This is a genomic window from Sphingosinicellaceae bacterium (assembly GCA_019285715.1).
Taxonomy (GTDB): Bacteria; Pseudomonadota; Alphaproteobacteria; order Sphingomonadales; family Sphingomonadaceae; genus Glacieibacterium.
Genome location: CP079108.1, coordinates 2888063 through 2906686, shown reverse-complemented (window position 1 = coordinate 2906686; position 18624 = coordinate 2888063). Strand labels below are relative to the sequence as shown.

Here is an 18624-nt window from a genome sequence, read left to right as displayed (position 1 = left end):
ATCGTTAAGGATTGGTTATGATAGCTGAATAATTACGGCGGCGACGCAGGACGGCACCGGCGAGGCCGAAGCCGACGATCATCTGTGCCCACACGGCAGGCTCCGGGACCTCGTCGGCACCGTCGGGAATGATGCGGACGTCGCGCGCATAGGTGCCGAGGTGGACCTCGCCCGACTGGTTGAAGATCTTGGCGACGACCGAGCCGTTGATCGGGCCGTTGTTGGCGACCGTCGCGTGCGGCGCGAGGATCGAGCCGTAGACCGCGGTGTTGAGGTTCAGGTTGCTCGCGTCGGTGAAATTCCAGATCACCTGCTGGCTGGCGCTGCCGTTGGCGCCGCCGACCGGGTTCAGGTTCCAGTTGTAGGTCGCGGTCATCGCGGCATGGACCGCGGCGTTCGAGTTGATGACGTTGATGATCACCGGCAGCGCCGCGTTGGCGAAGTCGTAGTTGAGCTCGCCGTAGCCGAAGATCGCCTCGCTGACGTTGAACACCGCATAGCCGTTGCCGCCGTCGACGGCGTGGAAGGTCGGGCCCTGCGAGCCGTAGGTGATGGTGCTCAGCGTCGCGCCGCTGGCCAGCGCGGCGAGCGATACCGACAGCGCGCCGACGTCGGCGGTCATCTGCGCGGTGGTGGCGCTCAGCGAGGCGACGACCGGCGCGGCGGGGGCCGGATTGCCGGCGCTGAAGGCGTAGTTCTGGGCGAAGGTCGCGCCGTTGGTGTTGGCGTTGCCGCTGATGCCGCCGTGGACGTACAGCGCTGCGCCGCTCGTGCCGTTGACGTTGCTGACGCTGCCGCCGACCTTGTTGGTCGTGCCCGCGCCGAGGCCCAGGTTGGCGATGCTGCCGACGATCTCCAGGCTGGAGCCGCTGTTGAAATTGTAGTTGCCGCTGGTCGCATTGCCGCCGATGCGGATGGTGTTGCCGGTCCCGGCGCTGATGCCGTGGACGTCGCCGGCGACGTAAATCTTGTTGTTGTTGCCGATGTTGATGTTGTTCGACAGGCTGCCGGCGTGGATCGTCGCGCCGCTGGCGTTGAGGTTGATCGCGTTGATGCTGCCGGCGACATAGGCGCCGTAGTTGTTGCCGACGCCGACACCATTGTTGAGGTTGATCTGGCCGTTGACCGAGCCGCCGACCGCGATCGTCGAGTGGAAGCCGTTGTCGATGTTGGTCTGGCCGGGGTTCGCCGACGCGCCGATGCCGAGCGATGCGTTGCCGTTCAGATTGCCACCGACGTAGGTCTTGCCCTCGACATCGGCCGACGCGTTGTAATCCTGGAGGACGATCAGGTTCAGTGCCTGCATCGATTTGAGCGCGTCGCGCGCGTTGCCGGTAACGGCACCCGCCGGCATTGCGGCAGAGACCAGCAGGGCCGCGAGGGCGACCCGGTTGACGTAGTTCATATGACCCGACCCGATGCAAACTAACACAACGGGACAGCCCCGCGATTAACCCTTTAGCAAGGTTTGTGCCAAGACGGGGTTTCAAGGGGTTACGGCAGCATCAGTTCGTTATTTGTAAACAATTCCGACACTATTTCGTTAATGTCTCCTAAGCCGCCATCGCGTTGCGGCCACTCCGGAGTTTGGTTGCGCCACCACGTCGACTGCCGCTTGGCGTAGCGACGGGTATCGAGCGCGATGCGGGCGCGCGCTTCGGCAACGGTGGCGCGGCCGGCCAGATGCTCGGCGAGCGGCCCGACGCCGATGGCGCGCAGCACCGGCGAGTCTGAGGGCAGGCGACGGTCGAGGAGAGCGGCGACCTCGGCGACGGCTCCGTTCGCGAGCATCGCATCGACCCGCGCATCGCAACGTCGGTAGAGTTCTTCGCGGTCGCGCGAGACGATCACCGGCACGATGCGATGCGTTGCAGCCAGCCCGCCGGTCACTGCACCCTGCCACTCAGCGAGCGTGCGCCCGGTGGCGCGGACGACCTCGAGAGCGCGCAGCGTGCGCTGGCGATCGGCGGCGTGGAGGCGCGCGGCGGCGGCGGGGTCCTCGGCTTCAAGTGCAGCGCGGGCCTCGTCGGGAGCGAGGGCGCGCACAGCGTCGCGGACCTCGGTGGGGATCGGCGGTACCGTGGCGATGCCCTCGAGCAGGGTGCGGAGATAGAGCCCGGTCCCGCCGACGAGGATCGGCAGGCGGCCCGCCGCGAGTGCGGCGTCGACCTCGGCGCGCGCCAGGACCGCCCATGCTGCTGCCGAGCACGCCTCCGCCCCGTCGATGACGCCGTAGAGCCGGTGCGGGGCGCGGGCGAGATCGGCATCGCTCGGGCGCGCCGTCAGGATGCGGAGGTCGGCGTAGAGCTGGCTCGCGTCGGCGTTGATGATGGTGCCGCCGCCCGTCGCCGCCAGCGCCTCGGCCAGTGCCAGCGCGACCGCCGACTTGCCGGTCGCGGTCGCGCCCGCGATAACCGCGACCGCCCCGCCTCCCATCAGAGGCCGTTTCCCGGGAGAGTTCATGCTGCTCGTCACGCTCATCGAGCCCGGCTTGTCGGCGGCGGACCTCCGCGTGGCAAGCGACGCCTTGCGCGGCCCCGGCGGCGAACCCGGTGCGCCGGTCTGGCTCGACGACGGCGAGGCGGCCGACCTCGGCTGCAAGGACCTGCGGGCCGGGGATGCGCGCGCGGTGCTGGAGGCGGCGCTGCCGCACGTCGACGTCGTCGTGCAGGACGCCCATCGCCCGCGCCGCAAGCGGCTGCTGATTGCCGACATGGATTCGACGATGATCCAGTGCGAGTGCATCGACGAGCTGGCGGACTATGCCGGACTCAAGGCCGAGGTTGCGGCGGTGACCGAGGCGGCGATGCGCGGCGAACTCGATTTCGTCGCGGCGCTCGATGCGCGGGTGGCGCTGCTGAAAGGCATGGATGCGAGCGTGATCGAGCGCTGCCGGGCCGAGCGGGTGCGGCTGACGCCCGGTGCGGTGACATTGGTGAGGACGATGCGGGCGGCGGGTGCGCGGACCATCCTCGTGTCGGGCGGCTTCACGGCCTTCGCCGATCCGGTCGGGGCGGAAATCGGCTTCGAGCGCGTCGTCGCCAACCGGCTGGGGATTGCGGACGGCAGGCTGACCGGCACCGTCGCGCGGCCCGTCGTCGATGCCGCGACCAAGCGTGCGGAGCTGATCGCGGCGAACGTGCCACTGGAGGCGTGTCTCGCGGTCGGCGACGGGGCGAACGACATCCCGATGCTGGAGGCGGCGGGACTGGGCATCGCCTTCCACGCCAAGCCCAAGGCGGCGGCGGCGGCGGACGCGCACGTCCGCAACGGCGACCTCAGTGCCCTGCTATGGGCACAAGGCTATAGCCGCCGGGAGTGGGCCCGGTGAACAGCCAGTGGCCGAGCAGCCGGTTGAACGGGAAGGTGAAGAAGCCCGCGATCAGCAGCGCCCCGATGACCATCGCACGGACGGCGCGGCGATGCTTCACGACGGCGTGCTGGCGGGCGCGCACGACGATCCGCGGCACCTGGATGACGACGAACACCGAGATCAGGTGAATGAAGCTGAACGAGCCATTGTTCGAATAGCGCATCCAGAAACTGAGCAGCGCGGTGCCGAACAGCGCGACCACCCAGACATAACCGAGCACCCGGTGCGAGGTCGTCGCCTTGCGCCGCAGCAGCATCACCGGCGTCAAGGCCAGCGCCAGCATGATCGTCGCGAGGTGCGCCCATACCAGCCTCGGCACCCCCGGCCAGTCGGCGCGCCCGCGCAGCAGCGCCGCGACCACGAACGCCAGCAGCACCGCGGCTGCGGCGGCAAGCGCCCGGTCGGGGAGCAGCCGTTCGTGCCACGCGATGCCCGGCGATGCCGCAACCTGTGTCGCCATACTCGCTCCCTCGTCGGCGCCATAGTTGCTCGACAGGAGCCGGCGTGTCGATGCACGTTCGGCGGTGTGCCGGAGCCAAACGCGGCGCCAAGGTTTAAGGCTGTAAGCGAAGCGGTACGAGGAGCGAGCGGCGATGGGGTTGTTGACCAGGATACTCGGCATGGCGGCGGGACGCGCCGCCGGGCGCCAGCTTGGCGGCGTCGGCGGCGGCCCGCTCGGCATGGCTGTGGCTGCAGTCATTCCGTTCGTGCTGAAGCGATTCGGGCCGGCGGGCATGATCGGCGTCGCGCTCGGCGGCTATGCGATCAAGCGCATCGCCGACGGCGAGGCGAAGCGGCAGGCGAAGGAGGGGCCACCGCGCCCCTGATCCGCGTCGGTGCCGCCGCAATGCGGATCATCATCAAGCGAAGTTGTCATCCCGGCGAACGCCGGGACCCAGTTGCGCCACACGCTGAAGGTTCAGTGCGCGCGCGGTAGCTGGGTCCCGGCGTTCGCCGGGATGACAGGTTGGGCGTGCGGGCTGCCCCCTCAGCGATAGCGGCGCGCCACCCGCCGCTGCCACAGGCCCAGCAGCGGCGTCGCCACCAGCTCGACGAACACCGCGTCGAACTGCGCGCCGTGGGGTGGGCCCGCGACCGCGAACCCGAACAGCCGCGCCAGCCCGCCGATGACGACGAACAGGATCACCCAGCGGAAGCGCTCGGTCATCGCCTCAATGCGGGGGATGCAGGTCACCGCCATCACGCCGATGCCGAAGAAGAGGCCCGACAGGTAGCGGAAGTGACTGTCGACCCCGGGTGTAGCGAGGCCGCCGAAGCCCGCGGTCCCCTTGATCATGCCGATCAGCCCGAAGCCGAGCGGCGACAGGCACAGGAACGCGATCGTGATCTGCAGGAACCGCCGTTCGCCGTCGCGGGTCAGCAGGTCGCGGCGGCTCAAGGTTTCGACACCTCGATCAGCAGCTTGCCGAAGTTGCCGCCGGTGTAGAGTTCGCGGACCACGGTGGCGGCGTTCTCGAGGCCGGGGCGGACGTCCTGGCGAGTCTTGAGCTTGCCCGCGAGCATCCAGCCCGCCAGCGCCTGCGCGGCCTCCCCGAAGCGGTGCGCGAAGTCGAGCACGATGAAGCCGCGGACAGTGATCCGGCGCATCAGCATCATCGTCCAGATGCTGGCGGGGTCGTCCTCGTGGCCGTTGTACTGCGAGATCAGTCCGCACAGCGGCACCCGCCCGAACAGCTTCATGCGCTGCAGGACCGCTGCCATGATATGCCCGCCGACCTGCTCGAAGTTGATGTCGACGCCGTCGGGCGCGAGGCGGTCGAGTTCGGTGCCGACGTCCTGCGATTTATAGTCGATGCAGGCGTCGAAGCCGAGCTCATTCACGACGTAGTCGCACTTGGCCTTGCCGCCGGCGATGCCGATGACGCGGCAGCCCATGATCTTGCCGATCTGGCCGACGATCTGCCCGACGCCGCCCGCCGCCGACGACACCACCAGTGTCTCGCCCGGCTTGGGCTGGCCGATGTCGAGGAGGCCGAAGTAGGCGGTCGGCCCGACCAGCCCGAGGGTGCCGACCTGATGGGCGAAGTCGATGCCGGGGATCGCCGGGAACGGCGACAGCCCGGTGCCGTCGGTGACGACCAGGTCGGTCCACTCGCCGAGGCCGAGGAAGCGGTCGCCGACCGCGACGCCGGGCTTGCGGCTCTCGACGACCTCGCCGGCGATGCCGCCGCGCATCGGGGCGCCCATCTCGACCGGGGGCATGTACTGCTCGTCGTCGCTCATCCAGATGCGGTTGGTCGGATCGAGCGACAAATAGATGACGCGCAGCAGGAACTGGCCCTCGGCGATCGGCGGCAGGTCCTCCGCTGCGTAGACCAGGTCGCCGTCGGCGATGTCGCCCTCGGGCCGGTGTTTCAGGCGCCAGACGTTGCGTGTAGCCAGGCTGTTGCGCGATGCCATCTCGATCTCCCCGTGGAACTCGCCCCGGTCATATTCCGTTAAACTGGTACGCTTTATTTTGACTGCGACTCAGTTCCGGCGTAGGACCGGTCTTTGGGGTAGGTGAGTAGAACCAAAGTGGCAACACGTGCGCTGGATACAAATCCGCCGCGGGTCGATACCCGCAGCCGCCGGTACGATCCCGCCGAAACGCGCAGCCGGGTCCTCGCCGCAGCGAACATGCTGTTCAGCACGAAGGGCTTCGCCGCCACCGGCACCGCCGACATCGCGCGCGAGGCGGATGTCTCGGAAGGCTCCATCTTCTATCACTTCGGGTCGAAGCAGAACCTGCTCGGCGAGCTCGGCCGCCGCTACGGCGAGGCGATGATCGCCGCCATGCAGCAGGAGGACCGCCTCGAGGATCTCGAACCCGGCGTCATCGTCCCCCGCGTCTTCGAATTCTGCGCCAACAACAACATGTGGGAATCGATCACCGGCTCGGCCTGCGAGGTCGGCGTGCTCGCGGTGGTCAAGAACCCCGAGGGCGAGCCCTTCTACAAGGCGTCGAAGGACACCACCGCGGTCTGGATCCAGCACCAGATGGAGGTCAGCCTGGCGCACCGCGGCGTCACCGGCATCAACGTCCCGATGGCGGCATCCTTCCTGCACCACGTCGTCGGCGATGCGATCGAGCTGTACCTGACCGCGTCCGACGATGCGGCGCGCGATGCGGTCGTCGCCGAGACGGTGCGCTTCGTCCGCGCCGCCTGCGGGTACACCACCGGCTCGTGAGCGACTGGCAGCCGTCGCGCGCTATCCTCGAACTCGGTCCGGACTTCTACGACGCCGTTCGGGCCGTCGACTTCCCGGATCACACGCTGCGCTTCCGCAACGACCGTGCCGCTGCCGAGATCGGCCTCGACGGGCTGACGGACGCGGCGTGGCTCGAGCATTTCGGGCGCTTCGAGCCGATGCCCGGAAGCCTCGAGCAACCGCTGGCGCTGCGCTACCACGGCCACCAGTTCCGGAACTACAATCCCGAGATCGGCGACGGCCGCGGCTTCCTGTTCGCGCAGTGCCGCGACGAGCGCGGCCGACTGCTCGACCTTGGCACCAAGGGTTCGGGCCAGACGCCGTACAGCCGCTTCGGCGATGGTCGCCTGACCCTCAAGGGTGGCGTCCGCGAGGTATTGGCGACGGCACAGCTCGGCGCGCTCGGGCTTGATACGTCGCGCACCCTGTCGCTGGTCGAGACCGGCGAGGAACTCCAGCGCGGTGACGAGCCCTCGCCGACGCGCTCCGCCGTCATGGTCCGGCTCAACCACAGCCACGTCCGCTACGGCAGCTTCCAGCGGCTCGCGGCGATCCAGGACGAGGGCGGCATGGCGCGGCTGGTCGACTACGTGCTGCGCCACTATTTCGAACCGTCGGCCGATCCCTACGCCGCCCTGATCGACCACGCGGTCACCAACGCCGCCCGCCAGGCCGCGCAGATGATGGCGGCGGGCTTCGTCCACGGCGTGCTCAACACCGACAACATCAACATTACCGGAGAGGTCTTCGACTACGGCCCCTACCGCTTCGCGCCGACCTGGGACGAGCATTTCACCGCTGCCTATTTCGACCATCAGGGCCTGTATTCGTTCGGGCGCCAGCCGGAGGCGCTGCAGTGGAACGTCTTCCAGCTCGCGCTGGCGCTGCGTCTGGTCGCCCCGACCGAGGCGCTGCGCTCGGCGCTCGAGGCGTATTCGGCGCGCTACGAGGCGGCGCTGACGACGGCGCTGCTCAAGCGGCTCGGGGTCAAGCCGCTCGGCCACGCCCGCGATACCGCGCTGGCGGCGGCGATCGTGGCGGGCCTGCGCGGCACCGCGATGCCGCTCGACCGCTTCTGGTTCGACTGGCGCGGCGGCCGGTTGCGCGCGCCGAGCGAGGCCGACGCGAGCTATGCGCTGCCTGCGTTCACGCCGTTCGTCGAACAGGTCACCGCCTACGCGCCCGCGGTTTCGACCGATCATGCCTATTGGGCCGAGGCAGCGCCGTGCGGTTTGCTGATCGGCGAGATCGAGGCGATCTGGTCGCGGATCGCCGAGGCGGACGACTGGACAATGCTCAACGACAAGCTTTTTGCGATCGATCGGCTACGCGCCGCAATGCGTAATTAACCAAATCGTCACACTCGGTTCGCCGCATTTCGTTTTAGCTTCGAAACCTTTGTGCGGTTGCGAACGTATAGACTCCGTCCCACGCGATGGCCGCCGCTTCGCGGAGAGGCCGGACCGCAGGGACCGGGTAGAAGTATCCGGGGACGGGCCGCACGTCTTGGCAGTGTATTCGCAGCGTGTGTCCCGTTCCCAAACCCGGTATTCCCAGCACGACTTGGACACCCGTCTAGCAGGAATGTCGCGGCTCCTGTAGGGCTGCCCCGATGTCGTGTCTCCGCCCCGATGAAGCCGCCGCGCTTGCGACGATCGTTTCTTCCGAAATGCTTGCGCGCGTCGAGGCGTGGGCTCCGATCAACAGCGGCAGTCGCAACCTGGCTGGTCTTGCCGCGATGGCGCAGGAACTGCTGACGGCGGTCGCTCCGCTCGGTGGCGAGGCCCGGCTGGCCGATCCGACGCCGGTCGATGCGGTGGCCGCGGACGGGCGCAAGTTGCCCCTGCCGCATGGCCGGAACCTGCACGTCGTCAAGCGCCCGGAGGCTCCCGTGCGGGTCCTGCTGACCGGGCACATGGACACCGTGTTCGCCGTCGACTCGCCGTTCCAGTCGTGCCGCTGGCTCGACGTGACGACGCTCAACGGCCCGGGCACCGCCGACATGAAGGGCGGCATCGCGGTCATGCTGGCAGCCTTGGCGGCGTTCGAGGGCTCCGCGTTCGCCGACCGGCTGGGGTGGGAGATCGTCATCAACAGCGACGAGGAAGTGTCTTCGCTCGGCTCGGCCGCATTACTGGCCGAAGCTGCGAAACGCTGCCACCTCGGCCTGACCTACGAGCCGGCACTCCCCGACGGCACGCTGGCGGGCGGCCGCAAGGGCAGCGGCAATTTCGCTGCGGTGGTCCGGGGCCGCGCCGCCCACGCCGGGCGCGAGATCGAGAACGGCCGCAACGCCGTGCTCGCCGCCGCCGACCTCGCGCTGCGCCTCGCCGCATTGATGATCGAGCACCCCGGCGTCAACGTCAACCCGGCGAAGATCGACGGCGGCGGTCCCAACAACATCGTCCCCGACCTCGCCGTGCTGCGCTTCAACGTGCGGCCGACGACGCCCGCCGAGCAGACCGCCATCACCGCCGCGATCGACCGCCTGCTGGTCGAGGTTGCCGCCGCGCACGAGGTTGAAATCACCCTCGACGGCAGCTTCGCGCGGCCACCGAAACCCCTCGACGCCAACCAGCTCCGCCTGTTCGAGCTGGTCCGCGACTGCGGGCGCGACGTCGGGCTGAGCCTCGCGTGGCGCGATACCGGCGGGGTCTGCGACGGCAACAACCTCGCTGCGACCGGCCTCGCGGTGGTCGACACGCTCGGCCCCCGCGGCGGCGCGATCCACTCGGCGGATGAGTTCCTGTGCACCGACAGCCTTGTCGAGCGGGCGCGGCTTTCGGCGCTCCTGTTGATGCGCCTCGCCCAGACCGGATGGGTACGCTGATGGGCTGGCGCGTTCGTCCCGCCGGCATCGCCGACCTCGATGCCTTCACCGAGCTGGCGATGATGACGGGTGGCGGCTTCACGTCGTTGCCGCAGGACCGGGATGCGCTGGCGGTGCGCCTCGAGCGCTCCGACCACGCCTTCGCGACGCCGATCGAGGCCCCGGCGAACGAGGTCTACGTGCTGGTTCTCGAACAGGCCTCGACCGGGCGCGTCGGCGGCACCGCATTGGTCTTCAGCCGCATCGGCGTCGAATGGCCGTTCTATTCGTACAAGCTCGGAATCCTGCAGCAATCGTCGCGCGAGCTTGGACGTACATTGTCGATCCAGATGCTCAACCTGACCACCGACCACGACGGTGCCAGCGAGGTCGGCGGGCTGTTCCTCCACCCCGACCTGCGCACCGGCGGCCTCGGGCGCCTGCTGGCGCGCAGCCGCTACCTGTTCATCGCCGCGCACCGCGCCCGCTTCGGTGCGAAGTTGCTGGCCGAGCTGCGCGGCGTCCTCGGCGACGACGGCGGCTCGCCGTTCTGGGATGGGTTGGCCGCCAAGTTCTTCGGAATGAGCTTCCAACAGGCGGACGCGTTCAATGCGCTCCACGGCAACCAGTTCATCGCCGACCTGATGCCCAAGCACCCGATCTACACCGCGCTGCTCAGCGAAGCGGCGCGCGCCGTTATCGGCGAGTGCCACGCTACCGGCCGCCCGGCGCTGCGCATGCTCGAGGCCGAGGGCTTCGGCTACGACGGCTATGTCGACATCTTCGACGGCGGCCCGACCCTGACCGCACGCACCGACCAGGTCCGCACGATCCGCGACAGCCGGGCACTCGCGGTCACAGCGCTGGCAAAGGGGCCGCACGAACTGACCCGCGCGCTCCTTGCGATCGGGCGGCTGCGCGACTTCCGCGCCTGGATCGGGCACGCCGACACCGCGGACGGACTGACGCTGCCGAGCGGCGAGGCCGAGCTTATGGGCGTGAAACTGGGTGACGAGGTGCGGCATGTCGGGTTCTGACCTCGTTTCCACCGACCCCTGCACCGGAGAGACCGTCTGGTCCGGCCCCGCCGGCGACCCCGCCGCCGCGGTCGCCGCGGCCCGCGCTGCCTTCCCGGGCTGGGCGCGCCTGCCGCTGGCCCAGCGCATCGACGTCGTCCGCACCTTCCAGGCCGTCGTCCGCGAGCACGCCGACGCCTTCGCCCGGTTGATCGCGCGCGAGACCGGCAAGCCGTTCTGGGAAACCAAGACCGAGGTCGCCAGCGTCGCCGCCAAGGTCGACATCTCGATCGAGGCGCAGGCCGAACGCGCCGGCCACCGCAGCGGCGAGGTCGCAGGCATCCGCCAGTCGCTCCGGCACAAGCCGCACGGCGTGCTCGGCGTGCTCGGGCCGTACAACTTTCCCGCACACCTGCCCAACGGCCACATCGTGCCGGCGCTGCTGGCCGGCAACACCGTAGTCTTCAAGCCGTCCGAGCTGACCCCGGCGGTCGGCGAATTCATGGCCAAATGCTGGGCGCTGGCGGGTCTGCCGCACGGCGTCCTCGAGCTGGTGCAGGGCGGCGGCGAGACCGGGCGCGCGCTCGCCGGCGACCCGGGCCTCGACGGGCTGTTGTTCACCGGCTCGCCCGGGACCGGCGCCGCGCTGGCGCGCCAGTTCGCCGAGACGCCGGGCCGCATCCTCGCGCTCGAGATGGGCGGCAACAATCCGCTGGTCATCTGGGGCGAGCACGACGTGGACGCCACCGCCGCGCTGATCGTGCAGTCGGCCTATCTGTCGGCGGGGCAGCGCTGCACCTGCGCGCGTCGCCTTATCGTCGGGCCGGGTGCCGAGCCCTTGCTCGAGCGCGTCACGGCGCTGATCGACCGCATCATCGTCGGCAGCCCGTTCGACGACCCGCAGCCGTTCATGGGCCCGGTCATCGACGGCCGCGCCGCGGACCGCCTGCAGGCCGGGTTCGCCGACCTAGTCGCGCGCGGCGGCGAGTCGCTGCGCCCGATGCTGCGGCAGGACGAGCGGCCGTTTCTGACGCCCGCGCTGGTCGACGTCACCGCCGTCGCCAACCGTGCCGACTCCGAGTTCTTCGGGCCGCTGCTGCAGCTGATCCGCGTCGCCGACTTCGACGCAGCGCTCGCCGAGGCCAACGCGACCAATTTCGGACTTTCGGCAGGCCTGATCGGCGGCGACGAGGCGCTGTACGAGCGCTTCTGGGCCGGCACCCGCGCCGGCATCGTCAACTGGAACCGCCCGACCAACGGTGCCGCCTCGAACGCCCCGTTTGGCGGCGTCGGCCTGAGCGGCAACCACCGCCCGAGCGCCTACTATGCCGCGGATTACGTCGCCTTCCCGGTCGCGTCGCTGGAGGCGGACGTCGCCGAGGCTCACATCGCGACGGGGCTGCGCGACGCGTGATCCGCGAGATCAACTTCGACGGGCTGATCGGCCCGACCCACAATTACGCCGGGCTCAGCCTTGGGAACGTCGCCAGCGCCGCCAATGCCGGGGGCGTGTCGCAGCCCCGCGCCGCCGCGCTGCAAGGCCTCGGCAAGATGCGCGCCTGCCTCGACATCGGGCTGGTGCAAGGCCTGTTCGTGCCGCCCGAGCGTCCCGCGACCGGCTGGCTCCGCAGTCTCGGCTTCTCCGGGGACGACGACGCGGTCTGCGCGGCTGCCCACGACGCTGACCCGGCCCTGTTCGCACAGGCGATGTCGGCATCGAGCATGTGGACCGCCAATGCCGCCACCGTCGCGCCCGCTTCCGACACCGCGGACGGGCGCTGCCACATCGTCACCGCCAACCTGTCGCGGATGACCCACCGCAGCATCGAGGCGCGCGCCACCGAGGCGCAGCTCCGCGTCGCCTTCGCTGGCCCGGAGTTTGCCGTCCACGCCGCCGTGCCCTCGATCTTCGGCGACGAGGGCGCCGCCAATCACATGCGGCTGTGCGCCCGCCACGACGCGCCGGGAATCGAGGTCTTCGTCTACGGCGAGGAGGGCGGCCGCTTCCCCGCGCGCCAGAGCCGCCGCGCCTCCGAAGCCGTCGCGCGCCTGTCCGGCCTCGACCCGGCGCGCACATTGTTCGTCCAGCAGTCCCCCGAGGCCATTGCCGCCGGAGCCTTCCACAACGACGTCGTCGCGGTCGCCAACGAGACATTGCTGTTCGCGCACGAGCAGGCCTTCGCCGACCCGCAGCGCCTGTACGCCGATCTCGCGCGGCTGCTGCCGGAGGTCGTCGTCATCGAGGTGCCCGCCAGCGCCGTCAGCCTGAGCGATGCCATCGGCTCCTACCTGTTCAATTCGCAGCTGGTCACCGTCCCCGGCGGGGGCATGGCGCTGATCCTGCCCGGTGAGGCGCGCGACAACCGCCACGTCGCCGCCTGGCTGGACACGCTGCTCGCGGGCAATGGCCCGATCCGCGCGGTGCACTATGTCGAGGTCCGTGAATCGATGCGCAACGGCGGCGGCCCGGCGTGCCTCAGGCTGCGCGTCGTCGCCGATCCCGCGACCGTTGATCCGCGCTTCCTGGTCGACGCGGCCAAGCTCGACCGGCTCGAGCGCGTCGTCGCGGCACACTGGCCCGAAAGCATCGCGCCCGTCGATCTCGGCAACCCAGGGCTATGGCAGCAGGCGCGCGCTGCCCGTGCAGCGTTACTCGACGAACTCGGCCTGCCCGAACTGCTTTAGTGCAGCAGCGGGCGGCGGCCGTCGTGACGGAAGGCGTTGAGCAGCTTGAGGATCGCGACGGCGCGGGGTGCCAGGCCACCGCGTTGGCTCAGTACCTCGGGCTCGCTGGTCAGGACGCCCTCGACGTCGCCGAACTCGGCGAGGAGTCGTGACGCGGTGGGCGGGGCCGGTGCCGGTCCCGCGAATTCGAGAGCGAAGTCGAGCAGTTCGGAATCGGGAAGGTCGCGGTCGACCGGAGATCGGACCACGCGTTTTCGAACGAGGATCGGCGTCCAGTCACTCGACATTCGTGCCCCCCGGCAGTTTAACTTAAAGCAACTCCAGCCCACCAAGAGCGCACCCCGGGCCGATAGCAAGCGCAATTGTCGAAGCAGGCGAAACAATCACGTTATCAGCCGCGACAGTCCTTCGATCGTATCGGCCTCGGCCGCCGGCTTATCGGTCCGGATGCGCGCAACTCGCGGAAAACGCATCGCTACTCCCGATTTGTGACGGGTCGAGCGGTGCAGCGAGTCGAAGGCCACCTCGAGCACCAAAGACTTGGCGACTTCTCGCACCGGGCCGAAGCGCGCAATTGTATTATTACGTACAAACTTATCGAGCATCACCAACTCTTGATCCGTGAAGCCGCTGTACGCCTTGCCGACCGGCAACAACTCGCCCTCGGGGGTCCAGCAGCCGAACGTGTAGTCGCTGTAGAAGCTCGACCGTTTGCCGTGGCCGCGCTGGGCGTACATCATCACGCAGTCGGCGACGAGCGGGTCGCGCTTCCACTTGTACCACAGCCCGGTTTTGCGCCCCGGTACGTAGGGGCTGTCGCGGCGCTTCAGCATCAGGCCCTCGATCGCCGCGTCGCGGGTGCCGAGGCGGATGTCCTCCAGCGCCTCGAAGTCCGCGGCCTCGATCACCGCCGACAGGTCGAAGCGCGTCGCATCGAGGCGCGGCATCAGCGCCTCCAGCCGCGCGCGTCGCGCTGTCCACGGCAGCGCGCGCAAGTCCTCGTCGCCGTCGTACAGGATGTCGTACAGCCGCACGAACGCCGGGAACTCGGCCATCGCCTTGGCGGTCACCGACTTCCGCCCGAGCCGCTGTTGCAGCGCGTTGAAGCTCGCCGCGCCGCCGCCGTCGTCGAGCGCCCCGCCCTGGAAATCGCCGCGGACCAGCAGCTCGCCGTCGAGCACCGCGGGCGTGTCGTACGCCGCCGCGACGTCGGGGAAGCTGCCGGTGATGTCGTCCCCCGCCCGGCTGAACAGTCGCGTCTGCCCGGCGACGTTGACCAGCTGGACCCGGATGCCGTCCCACTTCCACTCCGCCGCATAGTCCGCGAGGTCGAGCTTCAGGTCCTCCAGCGGGTGCGCCAGCATGAACGGGCGGAACACCGGCGTCGTCCCCGCGGTCGGCTGCTCGCCGCCGGCAACCCAGGCGAACAGCTCGGGGTAGGGCGCCCGCAGGCCGTGCCAGACCTCCTCCACCGCATCGACCTCGACCCCGAAGCCTTGCGCGAACGCGGTCTTCGCCAGCCGCGCCGAGATGCCGATGCGCAGCGCGCCGGTCGCGAGCTTGAGCAACGCATAGCGCCCGGGCGCGTCGAGCCGGTCCATCAGCTCGGTCATCACCCGCGGCGCATCGAGCCGCGCCAGGCCGTGCAGCCGCTCGACGACCTCGTTCAGCGACGGCGACGGCCGCGTCTCCGCCACCGGTGGGTCGGGCCACAACAGCGCCACCGTCTCCGCCAGGTCGCCGACATAGTCATAGCTCATCGCGAACAGGACAGGGTCGACCCGGTCCTCCATCAGCGTCCGGATCAGCTTCGGCTGCACCGCCTTGAGGCTCAGCCCCCCGGTCAACGCCGCCAGCGCCCAGCCCCGGTCAGGGTCGGGCGTGTGCGTCAGATAATCCCCGATCAGCCGCAGCTTGGCATTGCGCGACCGCGTGTAGAGGAGCGCGTCGAGGAGGGCGGCGAAGGCTTGCATCGGAGGTGGAACGTAAGGCGGGGGGAGAGGGGGGCAAGTGATACAACTTGTATCACCGGGCGCATGAGTGATACACACAGTATTGGATGCAGGTCGAATTCGATGCCGACAAGGACGAAGTCAATCGCTTCAAGCACGGCGTCGCGCTCGCGTTCGGGCGTCGGGTGTTCGACGACGAGGCCGTCGACATCCTGCCAACGATCCGCATCGGCGACGAGGAAGAGCGTTTCAAGGCGGTCGGGCTGGTCGACGGCAAACTCTACACAGCCGTCCACGTCTGGCGCGGCAACACGGTTAGGATGATCTCGGTCAGGAGGAGTAACGCCGGTGAGCAAAGAAACTACGATCGCGATCCCCGCTGATCCGAATGATGCGGAGGACCGTGACGTCAGCGTCGCGGGCGTCGAGCGCGGCCTGATGGGCCGCCGCATTCGCCGCCTGCGCAACCGGCTGGGCCTCAGCCAGGAGGCGTTCGGCGAACGCTACGGCATCCCCGTCGCCAACATCCGCCAGTACGAGATCGGCCGCCACATGCCGCCCCCGGCGGTGCGGGCGTATCTGAAGGTCATCGATGCGGAGCCGGAGATCGCGGCGCGGGCGTTGGCGGCGGCTTGAGTGTGCGCGCCATCAGCTTTGCGGAAGATAATGCCAACCTAAAGAAAATTCGTCGGATACTGGCTCTGTGAAGCACTCAAGTGTAAAAGCGTCCTACGTCTCCACTAGAGTGACTTAGAACAATGTCTTAATTACTTGATCTACACCGTCAATCAGGTCCGCCACCTGCTCGACAGTTGGATCTGCCGTACGGGCATGATCGCAGAGATTACGAATATCCGTTAGATGCTGAATTTTTCGCCATTGCGGAATATCAATAACGTTCGCATCCTTGAGACCCTGGTTCAATAAGGCAATGCCAGCGTTCTTCTTGATTACAATCTTATGGTTATCAGAAATCTCTAATAAATGCTTCTCCAAAATAACTCCTGCGATAGCACCAGCTGCACGAGTGAACTTATTCTTAAGCAGCTCCCGTGCAATTGAGATCTCGCTGTCTAGAAGATCGGCTTGAACAAGAGATCTAATATCAAAGAGGGAACTCTCAAATCTCTTTTGAGCAGACTTAAGGATCGCTACTTGCTGATCAAAAAGAGCGATTGCTGTATTCGGGCCAACGATCTTTTGGCCGCTACGGCTCGCTGTTAGCCCCTGTAGATAGTCCTGAATCACATAAGTATCTACTGATAACTCGCGCTTAGCCTTAGGTTTCTCATAAAGCCTTTTAAAGTCTTCCAAGCGGTCCGGTAATAGTTGCCGAATAACGGCAAGCGATTCAGAATACCAATGTTGATAACTAGCGTCGAATTTTGGTAGCCCTTTGATAAAGCTATCAGCTTTTTCTTTAAGCTGCTTCCTTATTTGTTGACGCATATGATCGCCCTGTACTTCAAGGCTCATTGCAAACGCCAGCTGCTCACCCTGAAAAGATAACGAGTCTAAATCTTTTATAAATCGCTCGAGATTGCTGGTCATCGCTGCACCCCCACGTAAATCTCCCCCCCAGTCTCCCGGAACTTCTCGCTCATCTCCGCCATCCCGCGCTCGGCCTCGAGCATGCCCTCGGCGTTCTGCTTCGCCGCATACTCGCGCACTTCCTGCGTGATCTTCATCGAGCAGAACTTCGGGCCGCACATCGAGCAGAAGTGGGCGGTCTTGGCACCTTCGGCCGGCAGGGTCTCGTCGTGGTACTTGAGGGCTGTTTCGGGGTCGAGGGACAGGTTGAACTGGTCGCGCCAGCGGAAGTCGAAGCGGGCGCGGGACACGGCGTCGTCGCGCCACTGGGCGGTCGGGTGGCCCTTGGCCAGGTCGGCGGCGTGGGCCGCCAGCTTGTAGGTGATGACGCCGACCTTGACGTCGTCGCGGTCGGGCAGGCCGAGGTGCTCCTTGGGGGTGACGTAGCAGAGCATCGCGCAGCCGAACCAGCCGATCATCGCGGCGCCGATGCCGCTGGTGATGTGGTCGTAGCCGGGGGCGATGTCGGTGGTGAGTGGCCCGAGTGTGTAGAACGGCGCCTCGCCGCAGACCGCGAGCTGCTTCTCCATGTTGACCTTGATCTTGTGCATCGGGACGTGGCCAGGGCCCTCGATCATGACCTGGACGTCGCGCTCCCAGGCGATCTTGGTGAGTTCTCCCAGCGTGTCGAGCTCGGCGAACTGCGCGGCGTCGTTGGCGTCGGCGATGGAGCCGGGGCGCAGGCCGTCGCCGAGGCTGAAGCTGATGTCATAGGCCTGCATGATCTCGCAGATTTCGGCGAAGTGCGTGTAGGTGAAGTTCTCCTTGTGGTGCGCGAGGCACCATTTGGCGTGGATCGAGCCGCCGCGGCTGACGATGCCGGTGACGCGCTTGGCGGTCAGGTGGATGTAGGCGAGGCGGACGCCGGCGTGGATGGTGAAATAGTCGACGCCCTGCTCGGCCTGCTCGATCAGCGTGTCGCGGTAGATCTCCCAGCTCAAATCCTCGGCGATTCCGCCGACCTTCTCCAGCGCCTGGTAGATCGGCACGGTGCCGATGGGGACGGGCGAGTTGCGGACGATCCACTCGCGGGTGTTGTGGATGTTGCGGCCCGTCGACAGGTCCATGACGGTGTCGGCGCCCCAGCGGGTCGACCAGACCATCTTGTCGACCTCCTCCGCGACCGAGCTGGCGACGGCGGAGTTGCCGATGTTGGCGTTAATCTTGACCAGGAAGTTGCGCCCGATCGCCATCGGCTCGCACTCGGGGTGGTTGATGTTCGACGGGATGATGGCGCGGCCGCGGGCGATCTCGTCGCGGACGAACTCGCCGGTGACATGGTCGGGGATCGACGCGCCGAAGTCCTCGCCGTCGCGGACGAGGCCGGCGATTGCGGCGCGCCCGAGGTTCTCGCGGACCGCGACATACTCCATCTCGGGCGTGACGATGCCGCGGCGGGCGTAGTGCATCTGGGTGACGTTCATGCCGGGCTTGGCCCGCAGCGGCATCAGGTTGACGTTGGGGAAGCCGGCGACCTCGGGCTGCTGGCGGCCGGTCATGCCGTTGTCCTCGGGGCGGACGTCGCGGCCGGGGTAGGCTTCGACATCGCCGCGGCGCATCGTCCAGGCGCGGCGCAGCGGGGGCAGGCCGGCGCTGATGTCGATGACCGCGTCGGGGTCGGTGTAGGGGCCGCTCGGGTCGTAGATGCGGACCGGCGGCTCGTTCGCGGACGGGTCGAGCGCGACCTCGCGCATCGCGACGTGGACGTCGGCGAAGCGCTCGCTGGGCACGTAGACCTTGCGGCTGCCGGGCAAGGAGCCCGTGGTGACGGGGATTTCGATCTTCGAGGCGATGTCGGCCATGCGCGTCACTCCACAGCGGCCATCCGGTGCATGGAGTTTGCGGGCGGTCGAGTGGACCTTGGCCGCTCCCTCCCTACGCCGGTGTGAGCCGGATCAGGTTCGACGGGTCGCGACCGGAATGTCGCCTCTCAGCCGCACGTGCGGCCCCCCGGGGAAGTTGTGGTTGTGGGCGGGAAGGCTCGTG

19 protein-coding genes and 1 riboswitch are annotated in these 18624 nt (G+C 67.9%); of the genes, 10 read left to right on the top strand and 9 right to left on the bottom strand.

Annotation, left to right across the window (positions count from 1 at the left end):
• Window positions 1–4 precede the first annotated feature (4 nt).
• Together KX816_13475 and miaA are read right to left on the bottom strand one after the other, a co-directional pair.
• A complete protein-coding gene (locus tag KX816_13475) occupies window positions 5–1405 on the bottom strand; it encodes a choice-of-anchor A family protein (protein QXQ08567.1) in 1401 nt (466 codons plus the stop codon).
• 89 nt (window positions 1406–1494) lie between these two features.
• The gene (gene miaA, locus KX816_13470; protein ID QXQ05270.1) at window positions 1495–2463 is read right to left on the bottom strand and encodes a tRNA (adenosine(37)-N6)-dimethylallyltransferase MiaA; all 969 of its coding nucleotides are present in this window, start codon (window positions 2461–2463) and stop codon (window positions 1495–1497) included.
• On the opposite strand from miaA, the gene serB reads away from it, so the two are divergent.
• Window positions 2462–3331 (top strand): phosphoserine phosphatase SerB, encoded by an 870-nt coding sequence (gene serB / locus KX816_13465; GenBank protein QXQ05269.1) that lies wholly within the window; start codon window positions 2462–2464, stop codon window positions 3329–3331. The genes miaA and serB overlap by 2 nt on opposite strands.
• Here serB and KX816_13460 read toward each other — a convergent pair.
• Window positions 3279–3833 carry a hypothetical protein gene (locus tag KX816_13460; protein QXQ05268.1) on the bottom strand — a complete coding sequence of 185 codons (555 nt, stop codon included), beginning with the start codon at window positions 3831–3833 and terminating at the stop codon, window positions 3279–3281. The two genes, serB and KX816_13460, sit on opposite strands and share 53 nt — an antisense overlap.
• Window positions 3834–3966: 133 nt before the next feature.
• Between KX816_13460 and KX816_13455 the strand changes: the two genes are divergently transcribed.
• Window positions 3967–4200, top strand: a complete 234-nt coding sequence (locus tag KX816_13455) for a hypothetical protein (GenBank protein ID QXQ05267.1) — start codon at window positions 3967–3969, stop codon at window positions 4198–4200.
• A 161-nt stretch (window positions 4201–4361) separates the two neighbouring features.
• Here KX816_13455 and KX816_13450 read toward each other — a convergent pair whose 3' ends face one another.
• Both KX816_13450 and KX816_13445 read right to left on the bottom strand, forming a co-directional pair.
• Window positions 4362–4772 (bottom strand): DUF4345 domain-containing protein, encoded by a 411-nt coding sequence (locus KX816_13450; protein QXQ05266.1) that lies wholly within the window; start codon window positions 4770–4772, stop codon window positions 4362–4364.
• Window positions 4769–5794 (bottom strand): NADP-dependent oxidoreductase, encoded by a 1026-nt coding sequence (locus KX816_13445; protein QXQ05265.1) that lies wholly within the window; start codon window positions 5792–5794, stop codon window positions 4769–4771. Before KX816_13445 ends, KX816_13450 begins: the two co-directional genes overlap by 4 nt.
• A 117-nt stretch (window positions 5795–5911) precedes the next feature.
• On the opposite strand from KX816_13445, the gene KX816_13440 reads away from it, so the two are divergent.
• The 6 genes from KX816_13440 (at window position 5912) to KX816_13415 (ending at window position 13096) form a co-directional block, all read left to right on the top strand.
• The gene (locus KX816_13440; GenBank protein ID QXQ05264.1) at window positions 5912–6565 is read left to right on the top strand and encodes a TetR/AcrR family transcriptional regulator; all 654 of its coding nucleotides are present in this window, start codon (window positions 5912–5914) and stop codon (window positions 6563–6565) included.
• Window positions 6562–7935 carry a YdiU family protein gene (locus tag KX816_13435; protein ID QXQ05263.1) on the top strand — a complete coding sequence of 458 codons (1374 nt, stop codon included), beginning with the start codon at window positions 6562–6564 and terminating at the stop codon, window positions 7933–7935. The genes KX816_13440 and KX816_13435 overlap by 4 nt, the downstream gene beginning before the upstream one ends.
• A gap of 263 nt (window positions 7936–8198) precedes the next feature.
• The gene (locus KX816_13430; GenBank protein ID QXQ05262.1) at window positions 8199–9416 is read left to right on the top strand and encodes a hydrolase; all 1218 of its coding nucleotides are present in this window, start codon (window positions 8199–8201) and stop codon (window positions 9414–9416) included.
• Window positions 9416–10432 carry an arginine N-succinyltransferase gene (locus tag KX816_13425; protein QXQ05261.1) on the top strand — a complete coding sequence of 339 codons (1017 nt, stop codon included), beginning with the start codon at window positions 9416–9418 and terminating at the stop codon, window positions 10430–10432. Before KX816_13430 ends, KX816_13425 begins: the two co-directional genes overlap by 1 nt.
• Entirely contained in the window at window positions 10419–11825 is a 1407-nt protein-coding gene (astD, locus tag KX816_13420; GenBank protein QXQ05260.1) for a succinylglutamate-semialdehyde dehydrogenase, read from the top strand. Before KX816_13425 ends, astD begins: the two co-directional genes overlap by 14 nt.
• Window positions 11822–13096, top strand: coding sequence for an N-succinylarginine dihydrolase (locus KX816_13415; GenBank protein QXQ05259.1), 1275 nt, complete (start codon window positions 11822–11824; stop codon window positions 13094–13096). Before astD ends, KX816_13415 begins: the two co-directional genes overlap by 4 nt.
• On the opposite strand, the gene KX816_13410 is transcribed toward KX816_13415, so the two are convergent.
• Together KX816_13410 and KX816_13405 are read right to left on the bottom strand one after the other, a co-directional pair.
• Complete coding sequence (locus KX816_13410; GenBank protein QXQ05258.1) at window positions 13093–13344, bottom strand: hypothetical protein; 252 nt, start codon at window positions 13342–13344, stop codon at window positions 13093–13095. The genes KX816_13415 and KX816_13410 overlap by 4 nt on opposite strands.
• A gap of 135 nt (window positions 13345–13479) precedes the next feature.
• A complete protein-coding gene (locus tag KX816_13405; GenBank protein QXQ05257.1) occupies window positions 13480–15069 on the bottom strand; it encodes a cisplatin damage response ATP-dependent DNA ligase in 1590 nt (529 codons plus the stop codon).
• Between the two features lie 86 nt (window positions 15070–15155).
• Between KX816_13405 and KX816_13400 the strand changes: the two genes are divergently transcribed.
• Together KX816_13400 and KX816_13395 are read left to right on the top strand one after the other, a co-directional pair.
• Window positions 15156–15431, top strand: a complete 276-nt coding sequence (locus KX816_13400; GenBank protein QXQ05256.1) for a BrnT family toxin — start codon at window positions 15156–15158, stop codon at window positions 15429–15431.
• Entirely contained in the window at window positions 15397–15684 is a 288-nt protein-coding gene (locus KX816_13395; GenBank protein QXQ05255.1) for a helix-turn-helix domain-containing protein, read from the top strand. Before KX816_13400 ends, KX816_13395 begins: the two co-directional genes overlap by 35 nt.
• A gap of 114 nt (window positions 15685–15798) precedes the next feature.
• Here the strand turns inward: KX816_13395 and KX816_13390 are convergent, their stop codons facing one another.
• Entirely contained in the window at window positions 15799–16599 is an 801-nt protein-coding gene (locus tag KX816_13390) for a hypothetical protein (protein QXQ05254.1), read from the bottom strand.
• Complete coding sequence (gene thiC / locus KX816_13385) at window positions 16596–18440, bottom strand: phosphomethylpyrimidine synthase ThiC (GenBank protein QXQ05253.1); 1845 nt, start codon at window positions 18438–18440, stop codon at window positions 16596–16598. The genes KX816_13390 and thiC overlap by 4 nt, the downstream gene beginning before the upstream one ends.
• A gap of 53 nt (window positions 18441–18493) precedes the next feature.
• Window positions 18494–18601, bottom strand: a riboswitch (TPP riboswitch).
• Window positions 18602–18624: the final 23 nt, after the last annotated feature.

What these genes read in the sequence shown, in the direction of transcription:
- KX816_13425 (QXQ05261.1), top strand. Translation starts at nt 9,416, where the DNA reads ATGGGCTGGCGCGTTCGTCCCGCCGGCATCGCCGACCTCGATGCCTTC.
- KX816_13445 (QXQ05265.1), bottom strand. Translation starts at nt 5,794, where the DNA reads ATGGCATCGCGCAACAGCCTGGCTACACGCAACGTCTGGCGCCTGAAA.
- KX816_13430 (QXQ05262.1), top strand. Translation starts at nt 8,199, where the DNA reads ATGTCGTGTCTCCGCCCCGATGAAGCCGCCGCGCTTGCGACGATCGTT.
- KX816_13405 (QXQ05257.1), bottom strand. Translation starts at nt 15,069, where the DNA reads ATGCAAGCCTTCGCCGCCCTCCTCGACGCGCTCCTCTACACGCGGTCG.
- serB (QXQ05269.1), top strand. Translation starts at nt 2,462, where the DNA reads ATGCTGCTCGTCACGCTCATCGAGCCCGGCTTGTCGGCGGCGGACCTC.
- miaA (QXQ05270.1), bottom strand. Translation starts at nt 2,463, where the DNA reads ATGAACTCTCCCGGGAAACGGCCTCTGATGGGAGGCGGGGCGGTCGCG.
- KX816_13400 (QXQ05256.1), top strand. Translation starts at nt 15,156, where the DNA reads ATGCAGGTCGAATTCGATGCCGACAAGGACGAAGTCAATCGCTTCAAG.
- astD (QXQ05260.1), top strand. Translation starts at nt 10,419, where the DNA reads ATGTCGGGTTCTGACCTCGTTTCCACCGACCCCTGCACCGGAGAGACC.
- KX816_13475 (QXQ08567.1), bottom strand. Translation starts at nt 1,405, where the DNA reads ATGAACTACGTCAACCGGGTCGCCCTCGCGGCCCTGCTGGTCTCTGCC.
- thiC (QXQ05253.1), bottom strand. Translation starts at nt 18,440, where the DNA reads ATGGCCGACATCGCCTCGAAGATCGAAATCCCCGTCACCACGGGCTCC.
- KX816_13460 (QXQ05268.1), bottom strand. Translation starts at nt 3,833, where the DNA reads ATGGCGACACAGGTTGCGGCATCGCCGGGCATCGCGTGGCACGAACGG.
- KX816_13390 (QXQ05254.1), bottom strand. Translation starts at nt 16,599, where the DNA reads ATGACCAGCAATCTCGAGCGATTTATAAAAGATTTAGACTCGTTATCT.
- KX816_13455 (QXQ05267.1), top strand. Translation starts at nt 3,967, where the DNA reads ATGGGGTTGTTGACCAGGATACTCGGCATGGCGGCGGGACGCGCCGCC.